17 protein-coding genes and 1 riboswitch are annotated in these 16,435 nt (G+C 66.1%); of the genes, 7 read left to right on the top strand and 10 right to left on the bottom strand.

Going from position 1 to position 16,435, the window contains the following annotated elements; genetic code table 11:
• Nucleotides 1–44: 44 nt before the first annotated feature.
• Nucleotides 45–275: an RNA-binding S4 domain-containing protein gene (locus NF551_RS05580; protein WP_227894878.1), complete on the top strand. Its 231-nt coding sequence runs from the start codon at nt 45–47 to the stop codon at nt 273–275.
• Here the strand turns inward: NF551_RS05580 and NF551_RS05575 are convergent.
• Nucleotides 272–925 carry an alpha/beta hydrolase gene (locus tag NF551_RS05575; RefSeq protein WP_227894879.1) on the bottom strand — a complete coding sequence of 218 codons (654 nt, stop codon included), beginning with the start codon at nt 923–925 and terminating at the stop codon, nt 272–274. The genes NF551_RS05580 and NF551_RS05575 overlap by 4 nt on opposite strands.
• A gap of 74 nt (nt 926–999) precedes the next feature.
• On the opposite strand from NF551_RS05575, the gene NF551_RS05570 reads away from it, so the two are divergent.
• Nucleotides 1,000–1,896: an SGNH/GDSL hydrolase family protein gene (locus NF551_RS05570; protein ID WP_423721384.1), complete on the top strand. Its 897-nt coding sequence runs from the start codon at nt 1,000–1,002 to the stop codon at nt 1,894–1,896.
• Between the two features lie 51 nt (nt 1,897–1,947).
• On the opposite strand, the gene NF551_RS05565 is transcribed toward NF551_RS05570, so the two are convergent.
• From NF551_RS05565 to NF551_RS05555, 3 genes are read right to left on the bottom strand one after another with little or no spacing between them, the layout of a single operon-like run.
• The gene (locus NF551_RS05565; protein WP_227894880.1) at nt 1,948–2,463 is read right to left on the bottom strand and encodes a DUF3995 domain-containing protein; all 516 of its coding nucleotides are present in this window, start codon (nt 2,461–2,463) and stop codon (nt 1,948–1,950) included.
• A 38-nt stretch (nt 2,464–2,501) separates the two neighbouring features.
• Nucleotides 2,502–3,638 (bottom strand): homoserine O-acetyltransferase MetX, encoded by a 1,137-nt coding sequence (metX, locus tag NF551_RS05560; protein WP_227894881.1) that lies wholly within the window; start codon nt 3,636–3,638, stop codon nt 2,502–2,504.
• On the bottom strand, nt 3,635–4,951 hold the full coding sequence (locus NF551_RS05555) for a bifunctional o-acetylhomoserine/o-acetylserine sulfhydrylase (RefSeq protein WP_227894882.1): 1,317 nt from the start codon (nt 4,949–4,951) through the stop codon (nt 3,635–3,637). Before NF551_RS05555 ends, metX begins: the two co-directional genes overlap by 4 nt.
• Before the next feature lie 67 nt (nt 4,952–5,018).
• A riboswitch (SAM riboswitch) is annotated at nt 5,019–5,136 on the bottom strand.
• Between the two features lie 146 nt (nt 5,137–5,282).
• On the opposite strand from NF551_RS05555, the gene NF551_RS05550 reads away from it, so the two are divergent.
• Both NF551_RS05550 and NF551_RS05545 read left to right on the top strand, forming a co-directional pair.
• The gene (locus tag NF551_RS05550) at nt 5,283–5,924 is read left to right on the top strand and encodes a VOC family protein (protein ID WP_227894883.1); all 642 of its coding nucleotides are present in this window, start codon (nt 5,283–5,285) and stop codon (nt 5,922–5,924) included.
• A gap of 567 nt (nt 5,925–6,491) precedes the next feature.
• Entirely contained in the window at nt 6,492–7,217 is a 726-nt protein-coding gene (locus tag NF551_RS05545; protein WP_227894884.1) for a hypothetical protein, read from the top strand.
• 126 nt (nt 7,218–7,343) lie between these two features.
• Here NF551_RS05545 and NF551_RS05540 read toward each other — a convergent pair whose 3' ends face one another.
• Nucleotides 7,344–9,188, bottom strand: coding sequence for a glycoside hydrolase family 2 protein (locus NF551_RS05540; protein WP_227894885.1), 1,845 nt, complete (start codon nt 9,186–9,188; stop codon nt 7,344–7,346).
• Between the two features lie 6 nt (nt 9,189–9,194).
• Entirely contained in the window at nt 9,195–9,980 is a 786-nt protein-coding gene (locus tag NF551_RS05535; RefSeq protein WP_227894886.1) for a CPBP family intramembrane glutamic endopeptidase, read from the bottom strand.
• Between the two features lie 154 nt (nt 9,981–10,134).
• On the opposite strand from NF551_RS05535, the gene hutH reads away from it, so the two are divergent.
• On the top strand, nt 10,135–11,682 hold the full coding sequence (gene hutH / locus NF551_RS05530; RefSeq protein WP_227895328.1) for a histidine ammonia-lyase: 1,548 nt from the start codon (nt 10,135–10,137) through the stop codon (nt 11,680–11,682).
• 10 nt (nt 11,683–11,692) lie between these two features.
• Nucleotides 11,693–11,998, top strand: a complete 306-nt coding sequence (locus tag NF551_RS05525) for an acylphosphatase (protein WP_227894887.1) — start codon at nt 11,693–11,695, stop codon at nt 11,996–11,998.
• 282 nt (nt 11,999–12,280) lie between these two features.
• Here the strand turns inward: NF551_RS05525 and NF551_RS05520 are convergent, their stop codons facing one another.
• The 3 genes from NF551_RS05520 to NF551_RS05510 all read right to left on the bottom strand — a co-directional run bounded on the left by NF551_RS05520 (nt 12,281) and on the right by NF551_RS05510 (nt 15,003).
• Nucleotides 12,281–12,967 carry a hypothetical protein gene (locus NF551_RS05520; RefSeq protein WP_227894888.1) on the bottom strand — a complete coding sequence of 229 codons (687 nt, stop codon included), beginning with the start codon at nt 12,965–12,967 and terminating at the stop codon, nt 12,281–12,283.
• A gap of 151 nt (nt 12,968–13,118) precedes the next feature.
• Nucleotides 13,119–14,210 (bottom strand): NAD(P)/FAD-dependent oxidoreductase, encoded by a 1,092-nt coding sequence (locus NF551_RS05515; RefSeq protein ID WP_227894889.1) that lies wholly within the window; start codon nt 14,208–14,210, stop codon nt 13,119–13,121.
• Nucleotides 14,203–15,003: a hypothetical protein gene (locus NF551_RS05510; RefSeq protein ID WP_227894890.1), complete on the bottom strand. Its 801-nt coding sequence runs from the start codon at nt 15,001–15,003 to the stop codon at nt 14,203–14,205. Before NF551_RS05510 ends, NF551_RS05515 begins: the two co-directional genes overlap by 8 nt.
• A gap of 146 nt (nt 15,004–15,149) precedes the next feature.
• Here NF551_RS05510 and NF551_RS05505 point away from each other — a divergent pair, with 146 nt between their 5' ends.
• Nucleotides 15,150–15,533 carry a hypothetical protein gene (locus NF551_RS05505; RefSeq protein ID WP_227894891.1) on the top strand — a complete coding sequence of 128 codons (384 nt, stop codon included), beginning with the start codon at nt 15,150–15,152 and terminating at the stop codon, nt 15,531–15,533.
• Here NF551_RS05505 and NF551_RS05500 read toward each other — a convergent pair.
• Nucleotides 15,508–16,398 (bottom strand): aminoglycoside phosphotransferase family protein, encoded by an 891-nt coding sequence (locus NF551_RS05500; RefSeq protein ID WP_227894892.1) that lies wholly within the window; start codon nt 16,396–16,398, stop codon nt 15,508–15,510. The two genes, NF551_RS05505 and NF551_RS05500, sit on opposite strands and share 26 nt — an antisense overlap.
• Nucleotides 16,399–16,435 lie beyond the last annotated feature (37 nt).

Here is a 16,435-nt window from a genome sequence, read left to right as displayed (position 1 = left end):
CTTAGGCGGAAAACGCCGTCGTCCGTTTCCGGCAGAATGGACCTATGAGTTCAACTGATCCCCAGGACCTTCCCATCCGTGACGACATGATCCGCCTTGGCCAGGCACTGAAGCTTGCCAACCTTGCCGAGGACGGCATCGAGGCCAAGGAACTGATCGAAAACGGACTCGTGAAGGTCAACGGAGAGATCGAAGAGCGCCGCGGCCGCCAGCTTCACGCGGGCGACACTTTGGAGGTCAACGGTCAGGCAGTCCGGATCGCTTCCGCTTCCTAGCGGGATCCCAGCACGGTGTGGGCCAGGAACTCTTTCACATGGCCGAGTTCCTGCATGTTGATGCTGTGGCCCATGCCGGCGTAGAGCACCTTGGTGAGTTTGGTGTGTCCGTTGAGCCAGGCGTGGGTGTACTCGATCCGCGGTGCGTCGATGACGGGATCGGCCTGGTCCCGGCCCCAGAAGAACGGAACCTTCAGTTCGGCGAGTTCCTCGTCATGGAAGAATCCGTTGCCTTCGGCCGGGACAACAAAACCTGAGAGCCCGACGACGGCGGCAAACTCCTCGGGCCGGTGCCGCATCAAGGTGCTGGCCACTGCCATGCCCATCGAGAATCCGAGCAGCGTCACGCTGCTGTGCGCTTCCTTGATCCCGTCCAGCCAGTCGGAGACATCCTGGACCGCGTTCACCACCCGGTCCACCGAGTAATCGGGCTCGTGCATCAGCGGGAACCAGGAGAAACCCGGGCCCAGCGCCAGGGGTGCGCGCACCGAGGCGATGGTGAACTCCTGCGGCAGGTAGGCCGCCAGACCCATCAGGTCTTCTTCATTGGCAAGGTAGCCGTGGAAGAGCACCAGCAGCGGCGTTCCGGCGCGTTCCTCCTCGGGCTTGGAAAAGAGGACGACGGGATTCCACGGAGCGTTTTCAGTCATGACTTTCATTCTGGCATGGCGGGGGTAGGAACCTACGGTCGCGTAGCCGGGCCCGGCCAAGCCATCATGGTCCGGTGAACGAAAACGCTCAGCAGTCCCCCGTACCTCCCGGCCGGCAGACCGGCACCGCTCCGCAGCCCGCCCCGCCCCGTCCGGGCCACCCTTTCAGCCGCTACGTGGCACTGGGTGATTCCTTCACTGAAGGCATCGGTGACCCGAGCCCTGAAAGCCCCGGGGGCAACCGGGGCTGGGCGGACCGGCTGGCTGAGGAACTCGCCGTCGGACACGAGGACTTCGCCTACGCCAACCTGGCCATCCGCGGCCGGCTGCTGAACCAGATCGTCGACGAACAGCTCCAGCCTGCGATCGACCTCAAGCCGGACCTGGTGACCATCTGTGCCGGCGGCAACGACGTCATCCGCCCCGGCGGCGATCCGGACCGCCTGGCCGAGACAATGGACGCCACCATGGCCCGCCTCCGGGAAACCGGCGCAACGGTGGTGCTCTTTACCGGACCGGACATCGGTGCGACGCCGGTGCTGGGCAGCGTCCGCGGACGGGTGGCGACCTACAACGAAAACCTGCGGACTGTGGCGGGATGGCACGACGCCGTGATTGCCGACATGTGGGCACTGCGCGAGCTGAGCAACCCGCAGATGTGGGCACCGGACCGGCTGCACTTTTCACCGCTCGGACACCAAACCATCGCGGCGATGGTGCTCGAAACGCTTGGGGTGCCGCACACGCTGGAGCCGGCCAAAGTCAAGGAGCTGCCTGCCAAGAACTGGAGGACTGCCCGCACGGAAGACCTGGTCTGGGCTCGTGAATACCTGGTGCCGTGGGTGGTGCGCCGGGTGCGCGGGCGCTCCTCGGGGGACGGCATCTCGCCCAAGCGTCCTGATGCCGGCCCTTACTTCGGCACACGCATGCCGCCGGGTTCCTCCGAAGCCGCCGGCACCGGGCCGGTCTAGGGCTCCGGTCTGAGGCGCAGGTCCGGGCTCGGACTGTGCCGGGCCTAAGGCTTAGGCTCCGGGCTCGGTCCGTGCCGGCCGTGACGCGAAGAGGTAGGCCAGGAGGCACGCTCCCCAGCCCAGGAACAGCGGGTCCCACAGCAGGGCATGTCCCAGCAGGCCCTGGCTGTCAGCTTCGGGGTCCGCCGGAATCCAGCCGGCCAGGACCGCCGCTGCAGCGGCCGTATTGACGCCTCCGTAAACCACCAGACCGGCGCCTCCTATCCAGCTGAGGACCCGGATCACGCCGGGGAACGGAAACCGGCCATAGGCTGCTGCCAGCGGTATCACGGCTGCCGCAGCCTTCAGCAGCGCCGTCCCGGCGAGCAGCAGTGCTGCTTGCAGCGGCACGTCCTTTGCCGCCTGCACGGCGAACTGTCCCACCGTGGCGAGCAGCCAGCGCCCGCCGAGTGCCCAATACAGGCTGAACCCGGCATGGATCAGGCCGAGGGTGCAGGCAGCCCAGAGGAAGAACCGGCCCCGGGCGGGCCGGGTCCGGTGCCGGCGCTGCGAGATGCTTCTGCGCATCCTTTTATGGTGCCAGCATGCCGCGCCGGCATCGCTGCTTAGGCGAAGAAGTCCCGCTCCAGGACGTCCTTGAGCTGCAGGATGTCAGTCAGGAACCCGTCGTGGCCTATCGGTGCGCTGATAACGTGCACGCTGTTGTCTCCGGGCAGCGCCGCGGCCAGTTCATGGGACTGTTCCGGGAAGTACAGCCGGTCCGAATCCACGGCTGCCACGAGGAACTGTGCCTGCGTGGCCGCGAGCGCTTCGGCGAGGCTGCCGCGGCCGCGGGCGACGTCGTGGCTCATCAGCGCCTCGGTGAGGATGACGTAGCTGTTGGCGTCGAACCGGTCCGCCAGTTTCCGGCCCTGATGGTCCAGATAGCTCTCCACCTGGTAGCGGCCGCGGCCGGCTGGAAGGGCAGCACCCAGCGGATCCTCTCCCGGCTGCGGCGTCCTGCCGAACCGGTATTGAAGTTCAGCCTCTGAGCGGTAGGTGATGTGCGCGATCCTGCGTGCCAGACCGAGTCCGGCGAGCGGAGCGCAACCGTTGTAGTAATCCCCGCCGTTGTAGTCCGGGTCCAGCCTGATGGCTTCGATCTGGGCCTGGGCAAAGGCAATCTGCTCCCCCGTGCTCGCCGCCGTCGCCGCGATCACCGCGCACCGTGCCACCCGGTCAGGTTCAGTCACTGCCCACTCCAGCGCGCGTGCTCCGCCCAGCGATCCGCCCAGCACCGTGTGCCAGCGGCGGATGCCCAGCTGGTCCGCCAGCCGCGCCTCGGCGCGAACCGAGTCCCGGATGGTGACGAACGGGAAACGGGATCCCCAGGGCAGTCCGTGGGGATCCGCCGACGCCGGGCCGGTGGAGCCGTAGCAGCCGCCAACCATGTTGATGGAGACCACGAAGAAACGATCGGTGTCCACGGTCCGCCCCGGCCCCACGAGGCCGTCCCACCAGCCCGGTTCCTCGGTGCTGCCCTGCGCCACGTGGGTACTGCCGGTGAGGGCATGCGGAATCAGGACGGCGTTGGAGGCGTCACCGTTCAGGCGGCCCCAGGTTTCGTAGCCCAGGACGACGTCGGGCAAGCGCCCTCCGGTCTCCAGTTCGAGTTCACCGATCGAGGCGTACTGCAGCACCCCGTCGAGAGTGTGGACGGGGTGCTGCGCTGCGGGTGGATACGTTGTCACGCTGTACTTCATGCTCCCTTGGCGGCGCGGAATCCGGCATCGAGGTCCGCGATGATGTCATCCACGTGCTCCAGCCCGACCGAGAGCCGCACCAGGCCCGGACTGACTCCCGCTGCCGCCTGGGCCTCCGCCCCCAGCTGGCTGTGGGTGGTCGACGCCGGATGGATCACCAGCGAGCGTACGTCGCCGACGTTCGCCACGTGCGAGTGCAGCTGGAGCGCATCGACGAAGCGCTTGCCCGCTTCAACGCCGCCGTCGATTTCAAAGGACACGATCGCACCGGTGCCGCGCGGCCCGTACTTGCGCCCGCGTTCGTACCACGGGCTGGACTCCAGGCCTGCGTACGCGACGGAAAGGACGTCGTCGTGCGCCTCCAGCCATTCCGCGACGGCGACGGCGTTCTCCACGTGCCGCTCCAGCCGGAGGCTGAGGGTTTCCAGGCCCTGGCCGATCAGGAAAGCGTTGAACGGAGATACTGCCGAGCCGAGGTCGCGCAGCAGCTGGACCCGTGCCTTGAGGATGAACGCCAGGTTGGCGCCCAGTGCACCGTTGACCCCGAGGTCCCGGGCATACACCAGGCCGTTGTAGCTCTCATCAGGGGTGTTGAAGCCGGGGAACTTTTCCGGATCGGCGGCAAAGTCGAAGTTGCCGGAGTCCACGATCACGCCGGCCATCGCGGTGCCGTGCCCGCCGAGATACTTGGTGGCGGAGTGCACCACGATGTCCGCTCCCCATTCGATGGGACGGATGAGATACGGGGTGGACAGGGTGTTGTCCACGATCAGGGGAATGCCCGCCTCATGCGCGACAGCGGAGAGTCCTTCCAGGTCCAGGACGTCTTGGCGCGGATTGGAGACGACTTCACCGAAGAAGGCCTTGGTGTTGGGCTGTACGGCTTCGCGCCACTGGTCCAGGTTGTCCGGGTCGGCGACGAAGGTGACGTCGATGCCGAACTTCTTCAGCGTGTGCTTGAAGAGGTTATAGGTTCCGCCGTACAGGCTGGGGCTGGCCACAATGTGGTCCCCTGCCTGGGCCAGGTTGAGGATCGCATAGGTTTCCGCGGCCTGCCCGGAGGCAAGCAGCAAGGCCCCAACACCTCCTTCCAGGGAGGCGATGCGGTTCTCCACTGCTTCCTGCGTGGGGTTGCCGATCCGGGTGTAGATCGGAGCCAGCTCTGCGAGCGCAAAACGGTTCGCTGCAGCTTCCGCGCTGGGGAAAACGAAGGACGTCGTTTGGTAGATGGGAAGGGCACGGGCGCCGGTGGTGGCGTCGGGCTCCTGTCCTGCATGGATCTGGCGGGTTTCGAATGACCAGTTGGCAGACATGTTGCTCCCTTAATGACCAGGGGCCCCACAGGTACCGATGCCGGAAGAACTCCGGTACCAGACGTGTGGCCCGCGCTTGCCGGACACCCTTTGTGGTGTCCAGCCAGGTCTTCACCCGGGGCACCCCACCGCGGTTGGAGGGTTGCCGGCCAGCAAGCCGGGGCTATCTGCTGGCACTCATGACCTGTACCTATAGAACCAACGGAGCCGGAGTTGCGCAACCCATATGACGCAGCGTGAATCCGGGAAAAATCCGCTGATCCAGATACCTTTTGCCGAGCTAAGGCTTGCCTTGGTCGAGACACAGGTCACAACGTGCCAAGATGTTCGCATGCGCCTGGATCATGTTTCTTATGCCTGCGAATCCGACGGCCTGCTGGCCACCACGGAACGTATTGCTTCTGCCCTTGGAACCGACTTCGTCAAGGGCGGGGTGCACCCCCGCTTTGGCACCCGGAACATGATCATTCCGCTGGCTAACCACCAGTATCTGGAAGTGGTTGAGGTCCTGAACCATCCCGCTTCCGACAAGGCACCCTTCGGCCAGGCCGTCCGTGCACGCTCCGAGGCAGGCGGCGGCTGGATGGGATGGTGCGTCGCCGTGGAGGACCTCGCACCCTTCGAAGAACGGCTCGGCCGCTCCGCCGTCCCCGGAAACCGCAAGTTCCCCGACGGCCAGGAACTGACCTGGCAGCAGATCGGCATCAATGGCCTGATCGCCGACCCGCAGGTCCCGTACATGCTCCGCTGGGATGAGGACAAGGCGGACCTGCACCCCTCCCGTGCCTTTGCCGGCACGGTCTCCCTTGAATCCCTCACGATTGCCGGCTCCGCCCAGCGCGTCACCGAGTGGCTCGGCCAGCCGGTGGAGAAGCCGCTCGACGGCCTTGACGTCACCTGGGTCTCCCCCAAGGGAACCCCCGGCATCATGTCTGTGACGTTCGGGACTGACAAGGGTCTCGTCGAGATCTAGGTTCCGCTGCTTCGAGGTCCGTCTGGGGCGTCGAGGCCGGATTCGTGTGTTTCGAGGCCGGGATTTCACTGCGTTTCGGGGTTTCGCTGCACTATGTCCCCCAAAACACTGTACTCGGGGAAAACGCTGCACCCTGTGACACGATTTCGCTGCGTTCCGGGTCTTTCTGGCCATCCGGGGAAAATACTGCTTGGCGCCGTGCCCAGATTCTCCCCTAACGGACGATTCCGCCCTCAACGCAGTCTTTCTGCCGATGACCACCTGCTGCTAAGGCCTGACCTTTTCCACAGATCAGCAACTGGTTCCCGCGGTTGACCCGCAGCATTCGAAGCTGGATCCATGTGCGCAAACCTGCTTTACTCCGTCGATGCCGATCGTGATGGGCCCGGACGCCGTTCCCTTGCGCTTCGGTGCACCACGGGTGAGCTGGTCCGGATCAGGCCCGGTGTCTATTTGGATGGACAGTCCTGGGCGGGGCTTAGCCCCTGGGAGCGCGAGCGCCTGAGACTTGCGGCGGCCGTACAATCCGGAAGGACTCGACGGGTCCTCATCCAGCAGTCGGCGGCAGTGATCTGGGGAATTCCGACGATCGGAACGCCGCTTGAGGTCATGCTGCTGGCTTTGCCTCCCGTCAACGGCCACCGCCGCGGTGACCTCCGCTGGGCTCGAAGACGCCTGTTGGAGCCGCTGACTACGGTCGACGGACTGCCCGTCACTTCCAAGGCACAAACCGTCCTTGATATGGCTGCCTACCTGCCTTTCGAGCAAGCAGTTCCGGCAATGGACCACGTCATCCGCCCCGACCGGCGGCGAGGTCTCCAGGCCCTGGAGAAGGACGCCCTGCGGCAGCTGGCGCAGGGCCTGCCTACACAGGCCAAGCGTGTGAGAGCGATGCGCGTCATCACGTTCGCCGATGAGAGGTCCGAATCTCCCGGCGAGTCCTATTCCCGCGCCGTCATCCACCGCAATGGCTTCCCCGCTCCGGAGCTGCAGCAGAGTTTTCATTCTCCTGGCGGACGTCTGCTTGGACGCACGGATTTCTTCTGGAAGCAGCAGGAACTCGTTGGCGAATTCGACGGCGCAGTGAAGTACGGAAAGACTCAGACAGATGGCGGGACTCAGCCCGAACATGCCTTGCTGCAGGAAAAGCGGCGCGAGGACGCAATCCGGGCCACAGGCGTAGGGTTTCTCCGCTGGAGCTGGTCCGAGGTGTTCAAACCCGCGGGCGCCCCGGACGGTCTGGTCCAGGCGTTACTCCGAGCCGGCCTTCCACAACTGCGCCCACGCGCCTAGACAGGCTGGCGCGAGGACGCAATCCGGGCCACAGGCGTAGGGTTTCTCCGCTGGAGCTGGTCCGAGGTGTTCAAACCCGCGGGCGCCCCGGCCGGCCTGGTCCAGGCATCACTCCGGCTCTCAGGTTCACAAAGCCGACCCAGCCGCCAAAAGCTCAGAGTTCAGTTCACGGACGACGGCCGGATCCACCTTCAGCACCCGGCGGTCGTAGGTGAGCAGGCCGTTGACCTCATCCTCGACGTCGGTGAGCTGGGTGTAGACGCTGGCAGCGAGGCCTTGGCTGACGGCGGGAAGGATCTGGGTCCGGTGCAAGTTGGAGTAGGCATGGGCGAGCTCTTCGGACGTGCGGAGGGTCTTGCCATAGCCGAAGACCTTGCTGTTCCAGGTGTGCCCGTCCAGCGGAAGGCTGAAGCCGCCGTACTCGGAAAGCACGATCGCCCTGGGGTCTCGCTGCCAGCGCTTCCGGATGTGGAACGGCACGGCATAGACGTGGAGGCTCTTGGCGTCTCCCGCTCCCTGGTCGTGCCAGCCGCTGGCGTGGTCGATGCAGCGGGTAGGGTCCAGTGCGCCCAGCTCGGCGGCGATCGCAGCGGCGTCGAACTGTCCCCAGCCTTCATTGAACGGGACCCAGAGCGCGATGCTGGGCACGCTGCGAAGCAGGTCAACCGTCTCCCGCATTTCTCGCCGGAACGATTCCCGCCCCGCGGCATCACTGCGGCCGAACTTCGCATACCGCCGGTCGCTCCGGCTCCCCCGGCCGGGCAGCGGAACCCATTCCTGTGCCCTGCCGTCACCTTCCCCGCCGTTGACCAGGTCCTGCCAGACGAGCATCCCCAGGCGGTCGCAGTGGTGGTACCAGCGCAGCGGTTCGATCTTGATGTGTTTGCGCAGCATGGTGAAGCCCAGGTCTTTGGCTGTCTGGATGTCGTGGACCATGGCCGCGTCCGACGGCGCCGTGTACAGCCCGTCGGGCCAGTACCCCTGGTCCAGCAGTCCGGCGTGGAAATACGGCCGCCCGTTGAGCAGCAGGCGCTGGTGTCCGTCCGGGCCGGCTCCGCGGCCAAAGGTGCGCAGGCCGAAGTAGCTCTCGACGGCGTCGTCCCCCAGCGTCACGCCCACCGAATAAAGGAAGGGATCCTCAGGGCTCCAGGGCCTCGGCTCCGGGATCGCCAGCTGAAGCGGCTCTCCGGGAGCGGCAGACCCTCGGGCAACCTCGGTGCCTGCGGCCGTCACGGTAATTTCCGCTCTGTCCCCGGGGCCCGAACCGCCGGCCCCGGAACCGCCGGCCAGCACCGTCAGCTCCACCCCGTCCAAGGTAGCCAGCGGCGTGATGACGACGTCCTGAATCCACCGTGCCGGAACGGTTTCCAGCCAGACCGTCTGCCAGATTCCGGACTGGGCGGTGTACCAGATCCCGCCGCGCTCGAGTTTCTGCTTGCCGCGGGACGCACCGTTGGTATCCGAGGCGTCCAGCACCCGGACCACGAGTTCCTGCTCCGTCTCCCCGGGAAGGAGGCAGTCGGTGATGTCGAGGGTGAACGGCAGGTAGCCGCCGTCGTGCCCGCCGGCTTCGCGGCCGTTGACCGTCACGGTGCAGGACTGGTCTACGGCGCCGAAATGCAGCAGCACACGCTCGCCGTGCCCAGGCTGCGGCAGGGCGAAGGTGCGGCGGTACCAGAGAGCCTGGCCGGGCAGCAGTTGGCGGCAGACGCCGGAAAGCGGCGCTTCGGGCGAAAAGGGCACCAGGATTTTCCCTTCCCACGCGGCGGGTCGCCTCCCCACGCCCGGGTGCTGCCCCACACCGGGACGCGCCCCCGCACCGGACTCCTCCGGAAAACTCTTCGGCGTAAACGCGTAGTCCCAGCGGCCGTTGAGGTTTATCCAGCTGCTCCGCACCAGCTGTGGGCGGGGATACTCGGGCAGGACATTCTCAGGATCCAGGGCTTCGCCCCAGACGGTGCTCAATGCCATACGGCGCTAATCTCCAATTCCAATGGCGGAACCGAACAGGGCAAAGCCCACGAATCCGGCTATGTCGACAAGGGCGTGCGCAATCACCAGCGGCATCACGCGCTTGGTCTTGTAATAGGCGTACCCAAACAGCAGCCCCATCAGGAAGTTTCCGATTCCCGGACCAATCCCCTGGTAGAGGTGGTAGCTGGCTCGGATCAGCGCGCTGGTGAGGATCATCGCCGGAACCGACCAGCCCAGCGCCCGAAGCCTGGTGAATAAGTAACCCACCACAATGACCTCTTCCAGCACGGCGTGCCGCAGGGCGGAGAGGATCAGCACCGGCAGGGTCCACCAATAGGTATCCAGTGCCGCCGGTACCAGTGCCGTGGTGATGCCCAGTGCCCTCCCCGCGGCATAGACGCCCAACGTCCCGGCACCAATAACTGCGGCCAGCACGAAACCAAGGGCGAAGTCGCGCAGCGGCCGTGCAAAGGTAAACCCGATGCGCCTGAACGCCGAACGTCCCGGCTCGGTCAGCAGGAAAAGCACCAGGGCCACCGGCATCAGCGAAAAGAAAATGCCCAGCAGCTGGTACACCAGGTCAAACACCGGGTTGGGGGCCAGGGACTGGTTCAAGGTCGTCGTCTGCCCGGCCAAGGGTGCCTGCGTCATCTTGTCGGCCAGGCGGACGATCGCGTAAACACCTGACTGCCCCAGGGACAATCCCAGGACAATTAGTATCTCAGCGACAATCCGCCGCCGCGCCCGGGGTTCCAGGACAAGGGCCGGGACGGGAACAGGGGCGCTCATGTGCCTATTCTGCCTGATGCCGGATCGCCCCGGCGGACAGAATGCTTGCGGACAGAACGGAAATGCATTTCACTGATTGAAATGTCTATGCCACACAGTGGCAATCGTCTTCCGCGAGCGGGGTTTTGTGATTATTCAGGAGAGCACGGCAGTCATGGTGGAACTCGGCACCGGTGCACTGGAACCGGCCGAAATCGTGGCGGTTGCCCGGGACGGGGCTCAGGTCCAGCTCGCTCACGAGGCAGTAAAGGCAATGGAAGCCTCACGCACGGTCATCGAGGCACTCGCAGCGGATACCCGGCCGCACTACGGTGTCTCAACGGGCTTCGGAGCCCTGGCGACCAAGCAGATCCTTCCGGAGCAGCGGACTGCACTGCAGCGTTCCCTGATCCGCAGCCACGCGGCCTCCACCGGCGCGGAAGTTGACCGCGAGGTGGTCCGCGCCCTGATGCTCAACCGGCTCTCCACCCTGGCCACCGGGCGGACCGGAGTGCGGACCGCCGTCGCCGAAGCCTATGCCGCCCTGCTGAACGCCGGTATCACCCCGGTCATCGGGGAATACGGTTCGCTGGGCTGCTCGGGAGACCTGGCGCCGTTGTCCCACTGTGCACTGGCTCTGATGGGTGAAGGCAGGGTGCGCGACGCCGCCGGAACTGCCATGGGGGCGGGCGAGGCACTGGCAGCGGCAGGGCTGGAACCACTGGAGCTTCGCGAGAAGGAAGGCCTGGCGCTCATCAACGGCACCGACGGGATGCTGGGAATGCTGACGCTGGCGATCGCCGACCTGCACCGCCTGCTGACAACGGCAGACCTGGCGGCGGCCTTGAGCGTGGAAGGCCTGTTGGGCACCGATGCCGTGTTCGCTGCCGACCTGCAGGCCCTCCGGCCCCAGCCGGGGCAGGCCGAGTCCGCCGCGAATATCCGGAATATCCTGGCGGGATCTGCCTTGATCCGGGAGCAGAAGAGCGGGGCATTCACCCGCGTCCAGGATGCCTACTCGCTTCGCTGCGCACCGCAGGTACACGGTGCCGCGCGCTCCACCCTCGCCCACGCTGAACACGTCGCCGCCTGTGAGCGTGCTTCTGCGATCGACAACCCGGTGGTAACCGTCGACGGCCGGGTTGAGTCCAATGGAAACTTCCATGGAGCCCCGGTCGGGTATGTGCTGGATTTTCTCGCGATTGCCGCCGCGGACGTGGCCTCCATGAGCGAACGGCGCACCGACCGTTTCCTGGACAGCAACCGCAGCCACGGGCTGAATGCCTTCCTCGCGGATGATCCGGGTGTCGATTCCGGCCACATGATTGCCCAGTACACCCAGGCGGGGATCGTGTCGGAGCTCAAGCGCCTCGCCGTACCGGCCTCCGTGGATTCAATTCCATCCTCGGCTATGCAGGAGGACCACGTGTCCATGGGCTGGGCGGCAGGACTAAAGCTGCGGCGTGCTTTGGACGGACTGGCGCGGGTCCTGGCCATCGAACTGCTCACCTCTGCCCGGGCATTGGACATGCGCGACGGCGGCATCGGCACCTCGAAGAGCGCTCCGGTGTCGACGGAGGTTCGCCGCACCATCCGCGAGGTGGTCCAGGCACCGGGCCCTGACCGTTACCTCGCCCCCGAGATCGAAGCGGCTTACCTGCTTGTCTCCAGCGGGAGGCTGCTGGACACGGCGAACGGTGTGCTGGCCGAGCCGCTGAACTAGGCTTCTGGACATGGATTCGCCGAATAGTCCCGCCGGTGCCGGGGACCACGTCCGCCTCACGGCCGTTGTGCGCGGCATGGTGCAGGGAGTTGGTTTTCGCTACCGGGTCATGCGCCAGGCGCTAAAGCTCGACCTGGCCGGAACAGTCATCAACCAGGCGGACGGGTCCGTGGTGATAACCGCGGAAGGGCTGCCGTCTGCGCTGGACGGACTCATGGAATGGGTACGTTCACCCGCGGCGCCCGGTGCTGTGGAGAACGTGGACGAGCACCATTCCCCTGCCACGGGCGAGTTCAGCGGGTTCGACGCCGGTTAGGACGACGCCGGTTAGGACGACGCCGGTTAGGACCCCGTGCCCTGCGAAACAGCAGGCAGAAGCAGCCGGCGCGGGCCCTCTCGAGAAAGTTTCCGGGCATGAAAAACGCCGGCAGACTTGGGGCTGGTTGGGGGGAACAACCCTAGTCTGCCGGCGCCGGATAGTTCACTACGCTATCCATTCATCACTCGCACCCTTATGAGGTATTAACTACGTTAAGACACGGGTCTGGAAAGCTCCTGTCAGCAAGCTGGCAACTCCCTGAGAGTGCGGTTCCGGCTCTCAGGCGGCCTTCTTGAGTCCGGCTTCGCCGCCGGCAGCATTCCTCGCCGCAGCCTTTGCTGCCGTCGAGGACTTGGACTTTTTCTTGGCCGGGGCTTTTTTGTTCACCGGGGATTTCACACTGGACTGCTTGGGCTGGGGCCCGGCGTTCTTGGCACGCGGAGCTGCCCCAGCCGTACCCTGCTGTCCAGGCTTCTTCGCATTCGCGGCCGCCGGCTGAGCCTTCTTTTTGGTTTCGCCCGGCCGGCCTGCTTCGGCAGCACCGGCAGGGGACGCGGCGGCGGCCGGGGCCCCGGCGTCCCGGGATACGGCGGCGGGCAGTACCGACGACGGAAGCCGCTGGGCACGGGACGGCGCCAGCGCATCAAGGAGTTCCTCGGTGGCTGAGCGTGTGGCGTCGAGGAAAACAGCGGCCGCGGAGTCCTCCGGCACGCTCTCGCTGCGCCGCACTGCTGAGCGCTTGAGCAGCCGGTAAAGAGCCGACGCCACCACCAGGATGGCGATTCCGGTGCCGTACATCAGGCTCAGGGACAGCGCCAGGGATGTCGTGCCGCCTGAGAAGGAGCCGTACCCTGCAATCGCCAGAATCAACCAGGCTGTACTCACCGCCGTCAGGACGGTACGGGCTTTGACGTAGAAGGGACGCTGCTGCACGCCGGCAAGCTGCGGCGGCAAGATATCTGGCACTGACGAGACCTCTCAAAACGCAATCGCAGGCAAAAAAGTGGAAGTTTGGCCGGAGCCGGCCTGCACTACAACTCTAGGGACAGCGGTGGCTGCGCTTGACCATTCACACGCCTTTTGGCCGATTCGTTACCGGCCGCAGATGAGATGTTGGTCACAGTCCCGGACGGGCCGGCGAGAGGTCCCCGGCAACGTCCACAACAAGGTCCCGGCCAAGGATCTGAGCGGCCGCCATTTCGGCTATTCCGGACGAAGTTTGGAAGCCGTAGCCGCCCTGACCGGCCAGCCAGAAGAACCCCGGAACGGCGTCGTCGAACCCCACCACAGGCAGGCCATCCGGGGCTTCCGTCCGCAGTCCTGTCCACGCCCGGACGATGTTCCCGAGGCCCAGGGACGTCTCGGAATTGACCAGCTCGATGAGTGCTGCGATGTCCTGCGGCACATGCCGGGCGTCCTCCGCTGGACTGGGCACACTCTCCGCCGGAGAGATCAGCACGCCTTCCAGGTCCGGCCGGTAATAGAAGGTATCGGCTGCGCTGGCGACCATGGGTCCATTCGCCGCAGGAGGGTTGGCAGCTTCCACGATGGCCGCTGTCCGCCGCAGCGGCTGCAGCCCCCGCTCCCTGACCCCAAAGAGAGCGGCGACGGCGTCGGCCCAGGCGCCGGCGGCGTTCACGACCAGCGACGCCCGGAACACTTCTCCTCCCGCGGACACGAGCCACTGGCCTGCTGCGGTACGCTCCGCGCTGTCCACCCGCCGCCCCGTCAGCACCTTCCCGCCGGCAGCTTCAATCCGGCGCCGGTGCCAGTCGAGCAGGATATCCGTGTTGCAGGAGACCGAGGTGGTGTCCAGGCCCGCGGATTCGAAGGCACCGGGCACCAGTTCCGGGGCGAGTCCCACAGCCTCGGCCACGGTGATCGGATGCATGTGACCGCTGGCCCGGTCGCGGACGTCCTCTTCGGTGCCCACGAGCATAAAGCTGCGCGGGGCGAGGATCGGCTGCGGCAGGTTTGCTTCAAGTTCCCTGATCAGCGCAAGGGTCCGGATCGTGAGGTCCTGCACTGCCGGCGGTCCGTAGCTCGGGATCAGCTGGCGGGCGGACCGGGAGGACGTGTGGTAGGCCAGCACGCTCTCCGCTTCAAGGAGTACGACGGCGGTGTCCCGGGCAAGCTTCGAAGCCAGCGACAGGCCGGCAATGCCTCCGCCAATGACCAGGACGGATGCGTCGGTCTGGGCGTCATTCACCGGGCACCACCGTGAGGATAGTAGCGTCGTCGGCCTTCTCACCGGTGGCGGCCTGCTGCTCGCGCAGGTCCAGCAGCAGCTTCTGGGCGCCGATGGGAGTGGACGCGGCACGCAGGAATCCGCACGGCCCGTCCACCAGGCCCAGGTCGACGGCGCGCCAGGCGCCGTCGGACGCCAGCACCACGCGTTCAGGGCGCGGAAGCCGGACCAGGTGGGCGTGCTGTACTGCCTCAGGCTCGCGGCGCGCGACCCACAGCCTCCCGGGGGTGTTCCGCAGTTCGCGGTCCCGGCACAGCAGTTCACGTGCCTGCTCCGGGTCGGCCGGATGTTCCCGGTGCACCCGCAGATCGGCCGGCTCGCTGGTTACATGGATCACGGATCCGTCCTCCAATTCCACAGCGGCATGGCAGTCGGCGAGCACCAGGACTTCCACGCCGTCGGCGGTCAGCTGCGCCAGGGCCAGCGCGGCGCTCGGGAAACGGGTCCGCTCCCCCGCTGCCCGTTCTTCCGCCACCGTATCCACCCGGCGCAGGGCCTGGTCCAGGACGCTCCCGGCCTCTGAGCCCGTAGCCTCTGTGCGGCCAAGGGCTCCGCTGCTTTCAGACAGCAGCAGATCCAGCGTGCGGGCGTACCAAGAGGGATTTGAGGCACCGGGAAGGTCCAGTTCGGGCAGCAGTGAGGTGGCGCCGTCAATCACCCAGGCGCTGGCGCCGGTAAACCCGCAGGTGTCCTCGGTGACGTGCCCGTCGCCCTCAGTCTGGACGCGGACGGAGTGTCTCCAGGAGTTGGGCATAGCCCATTCTGGCACGCACCCGCGGCGCCGGCCTCGCCCGATGCACCATTCGACACTGTGCCGCGGCATCCGCAGGTGGGATACTCAGATTCATCCCGAAACCCGTCTATCCGGTCGGTAGTTCTTTTGCAAAGGAGCCGGGGGACATGGCCTCATCCAGAAACCTCTGGCTGCCAGCATTCACCGTTCTGAGCTGGACCGGGCTTTTTCTCCACAATGTCGCAGACCTTCCTGGCCAAAGCATCCTGAGTGCCGAATCCGGCCTGCCCCTTCTGCTGGCCGCGGCGCTCATCGCCCTGTGGTTCACTCCCCTGCGGGCAGCAGCGGCCTGGGGGATGCTGGTGTGGGCCGTGCTCAATACCGCCGGAGCTGTGTTCACCGTTCTGCCGCTTCCCGTGCTGCCCTTCGACCCGGCACAGACTCTCAGGCACTATTCCTTCCACTTCCTGTACCTGCTGACCCAGCTTCCGCTTCTCATCGCGTCAGCACGCTGGATAAAGCGGGCTAAAGCCAGGAGAGGTCATCGGTGAGGATCTCCATGAGAGTCTCCGAGCCCACCAGGTAGAGTCCGGGGTGGCGCTGCGCGCCTGCCAGCAGGTTCGAAGCCATGCACAGCGCCCAGCCCCGTGCCCGCAGCCAGAGATAAGGATCGGCGTCGTACCGGGCACCCAGCGCACTGCGGAAGGCACGCCGTCCGGCTGGTTCGAACACCAGCCATGCTGCGGCGAGGTCAGCGGCGGGATCCCCTGCCGTAAGGTCCCCGAAATCGATGACGGCCTGGAGCGTTCCGTTCCCGGCGATGAGGTTGGCGGGGTGCAGGTCCCCATGCAGCCATACCGGGTCCGAGTTCCAGCCGGGTACCGCCAGCGCCTCCGCCCAGAGTTCACCCACCCGGGCGGCGCGCGGCACCATGCCCGCATGAAGGCGTTCTTGGACAGCCGCATCGCGGGACGCCAGCGGACCGCCTACCACAGGGTTGCGCGGGTAGTCCGGCGGCGCGGGAGTGTGGAAGGCGTTGAGGAACTCTGCCAGCGGAGCGGCCAGGCCCAGGTTCCGGCCCCTGGGCTGCAGGGAGACATCGAGCCCGTCATACCAGGCGCTGATGCTCCAGGGATATGGATAGGGTTCCTGGGGCGCCCCGCAGTACACGGGAACAGACGTGGCCGTGGGCAGCCCTGCCGTGAGCATGGGCAGCCACTGCTGTTCCTTGGCCATCAGGGCGGCAGCTTCCTCCCGCCGTGGCAGCCGGACGGCAAACTCACTGCCAAGCCGGAAGAGGTGGTTGGCCCAGCCCTCCCCCACTTCCACCAGCGGCTGGTCTGCCAGCTGCGGCTGCTGGGCCTGCAGCAGGCCGCGTACCAGCTCGGCATCCACCCTGAGCTGGGAAGTTGGCATGCCAAGCACCCTACCCCGCACGCAGGCGTTCGGGCAG

The organism is Arthrobacter caoxuetaonis (genome assembly GCF_023921125.1).
Classification (GTDB): domain Bacteria; phylum Actinomycetota; class Actinomycetes; order Actinomycetales; family Micrococcaceae; genus Arthrobacter_B; species Arthrobacter_B caoxuetaonis.
Note: the sequence above shows the minus strand (reverse complement) of the source record. Positions and strands in the feature narration are given on the sequence as shown.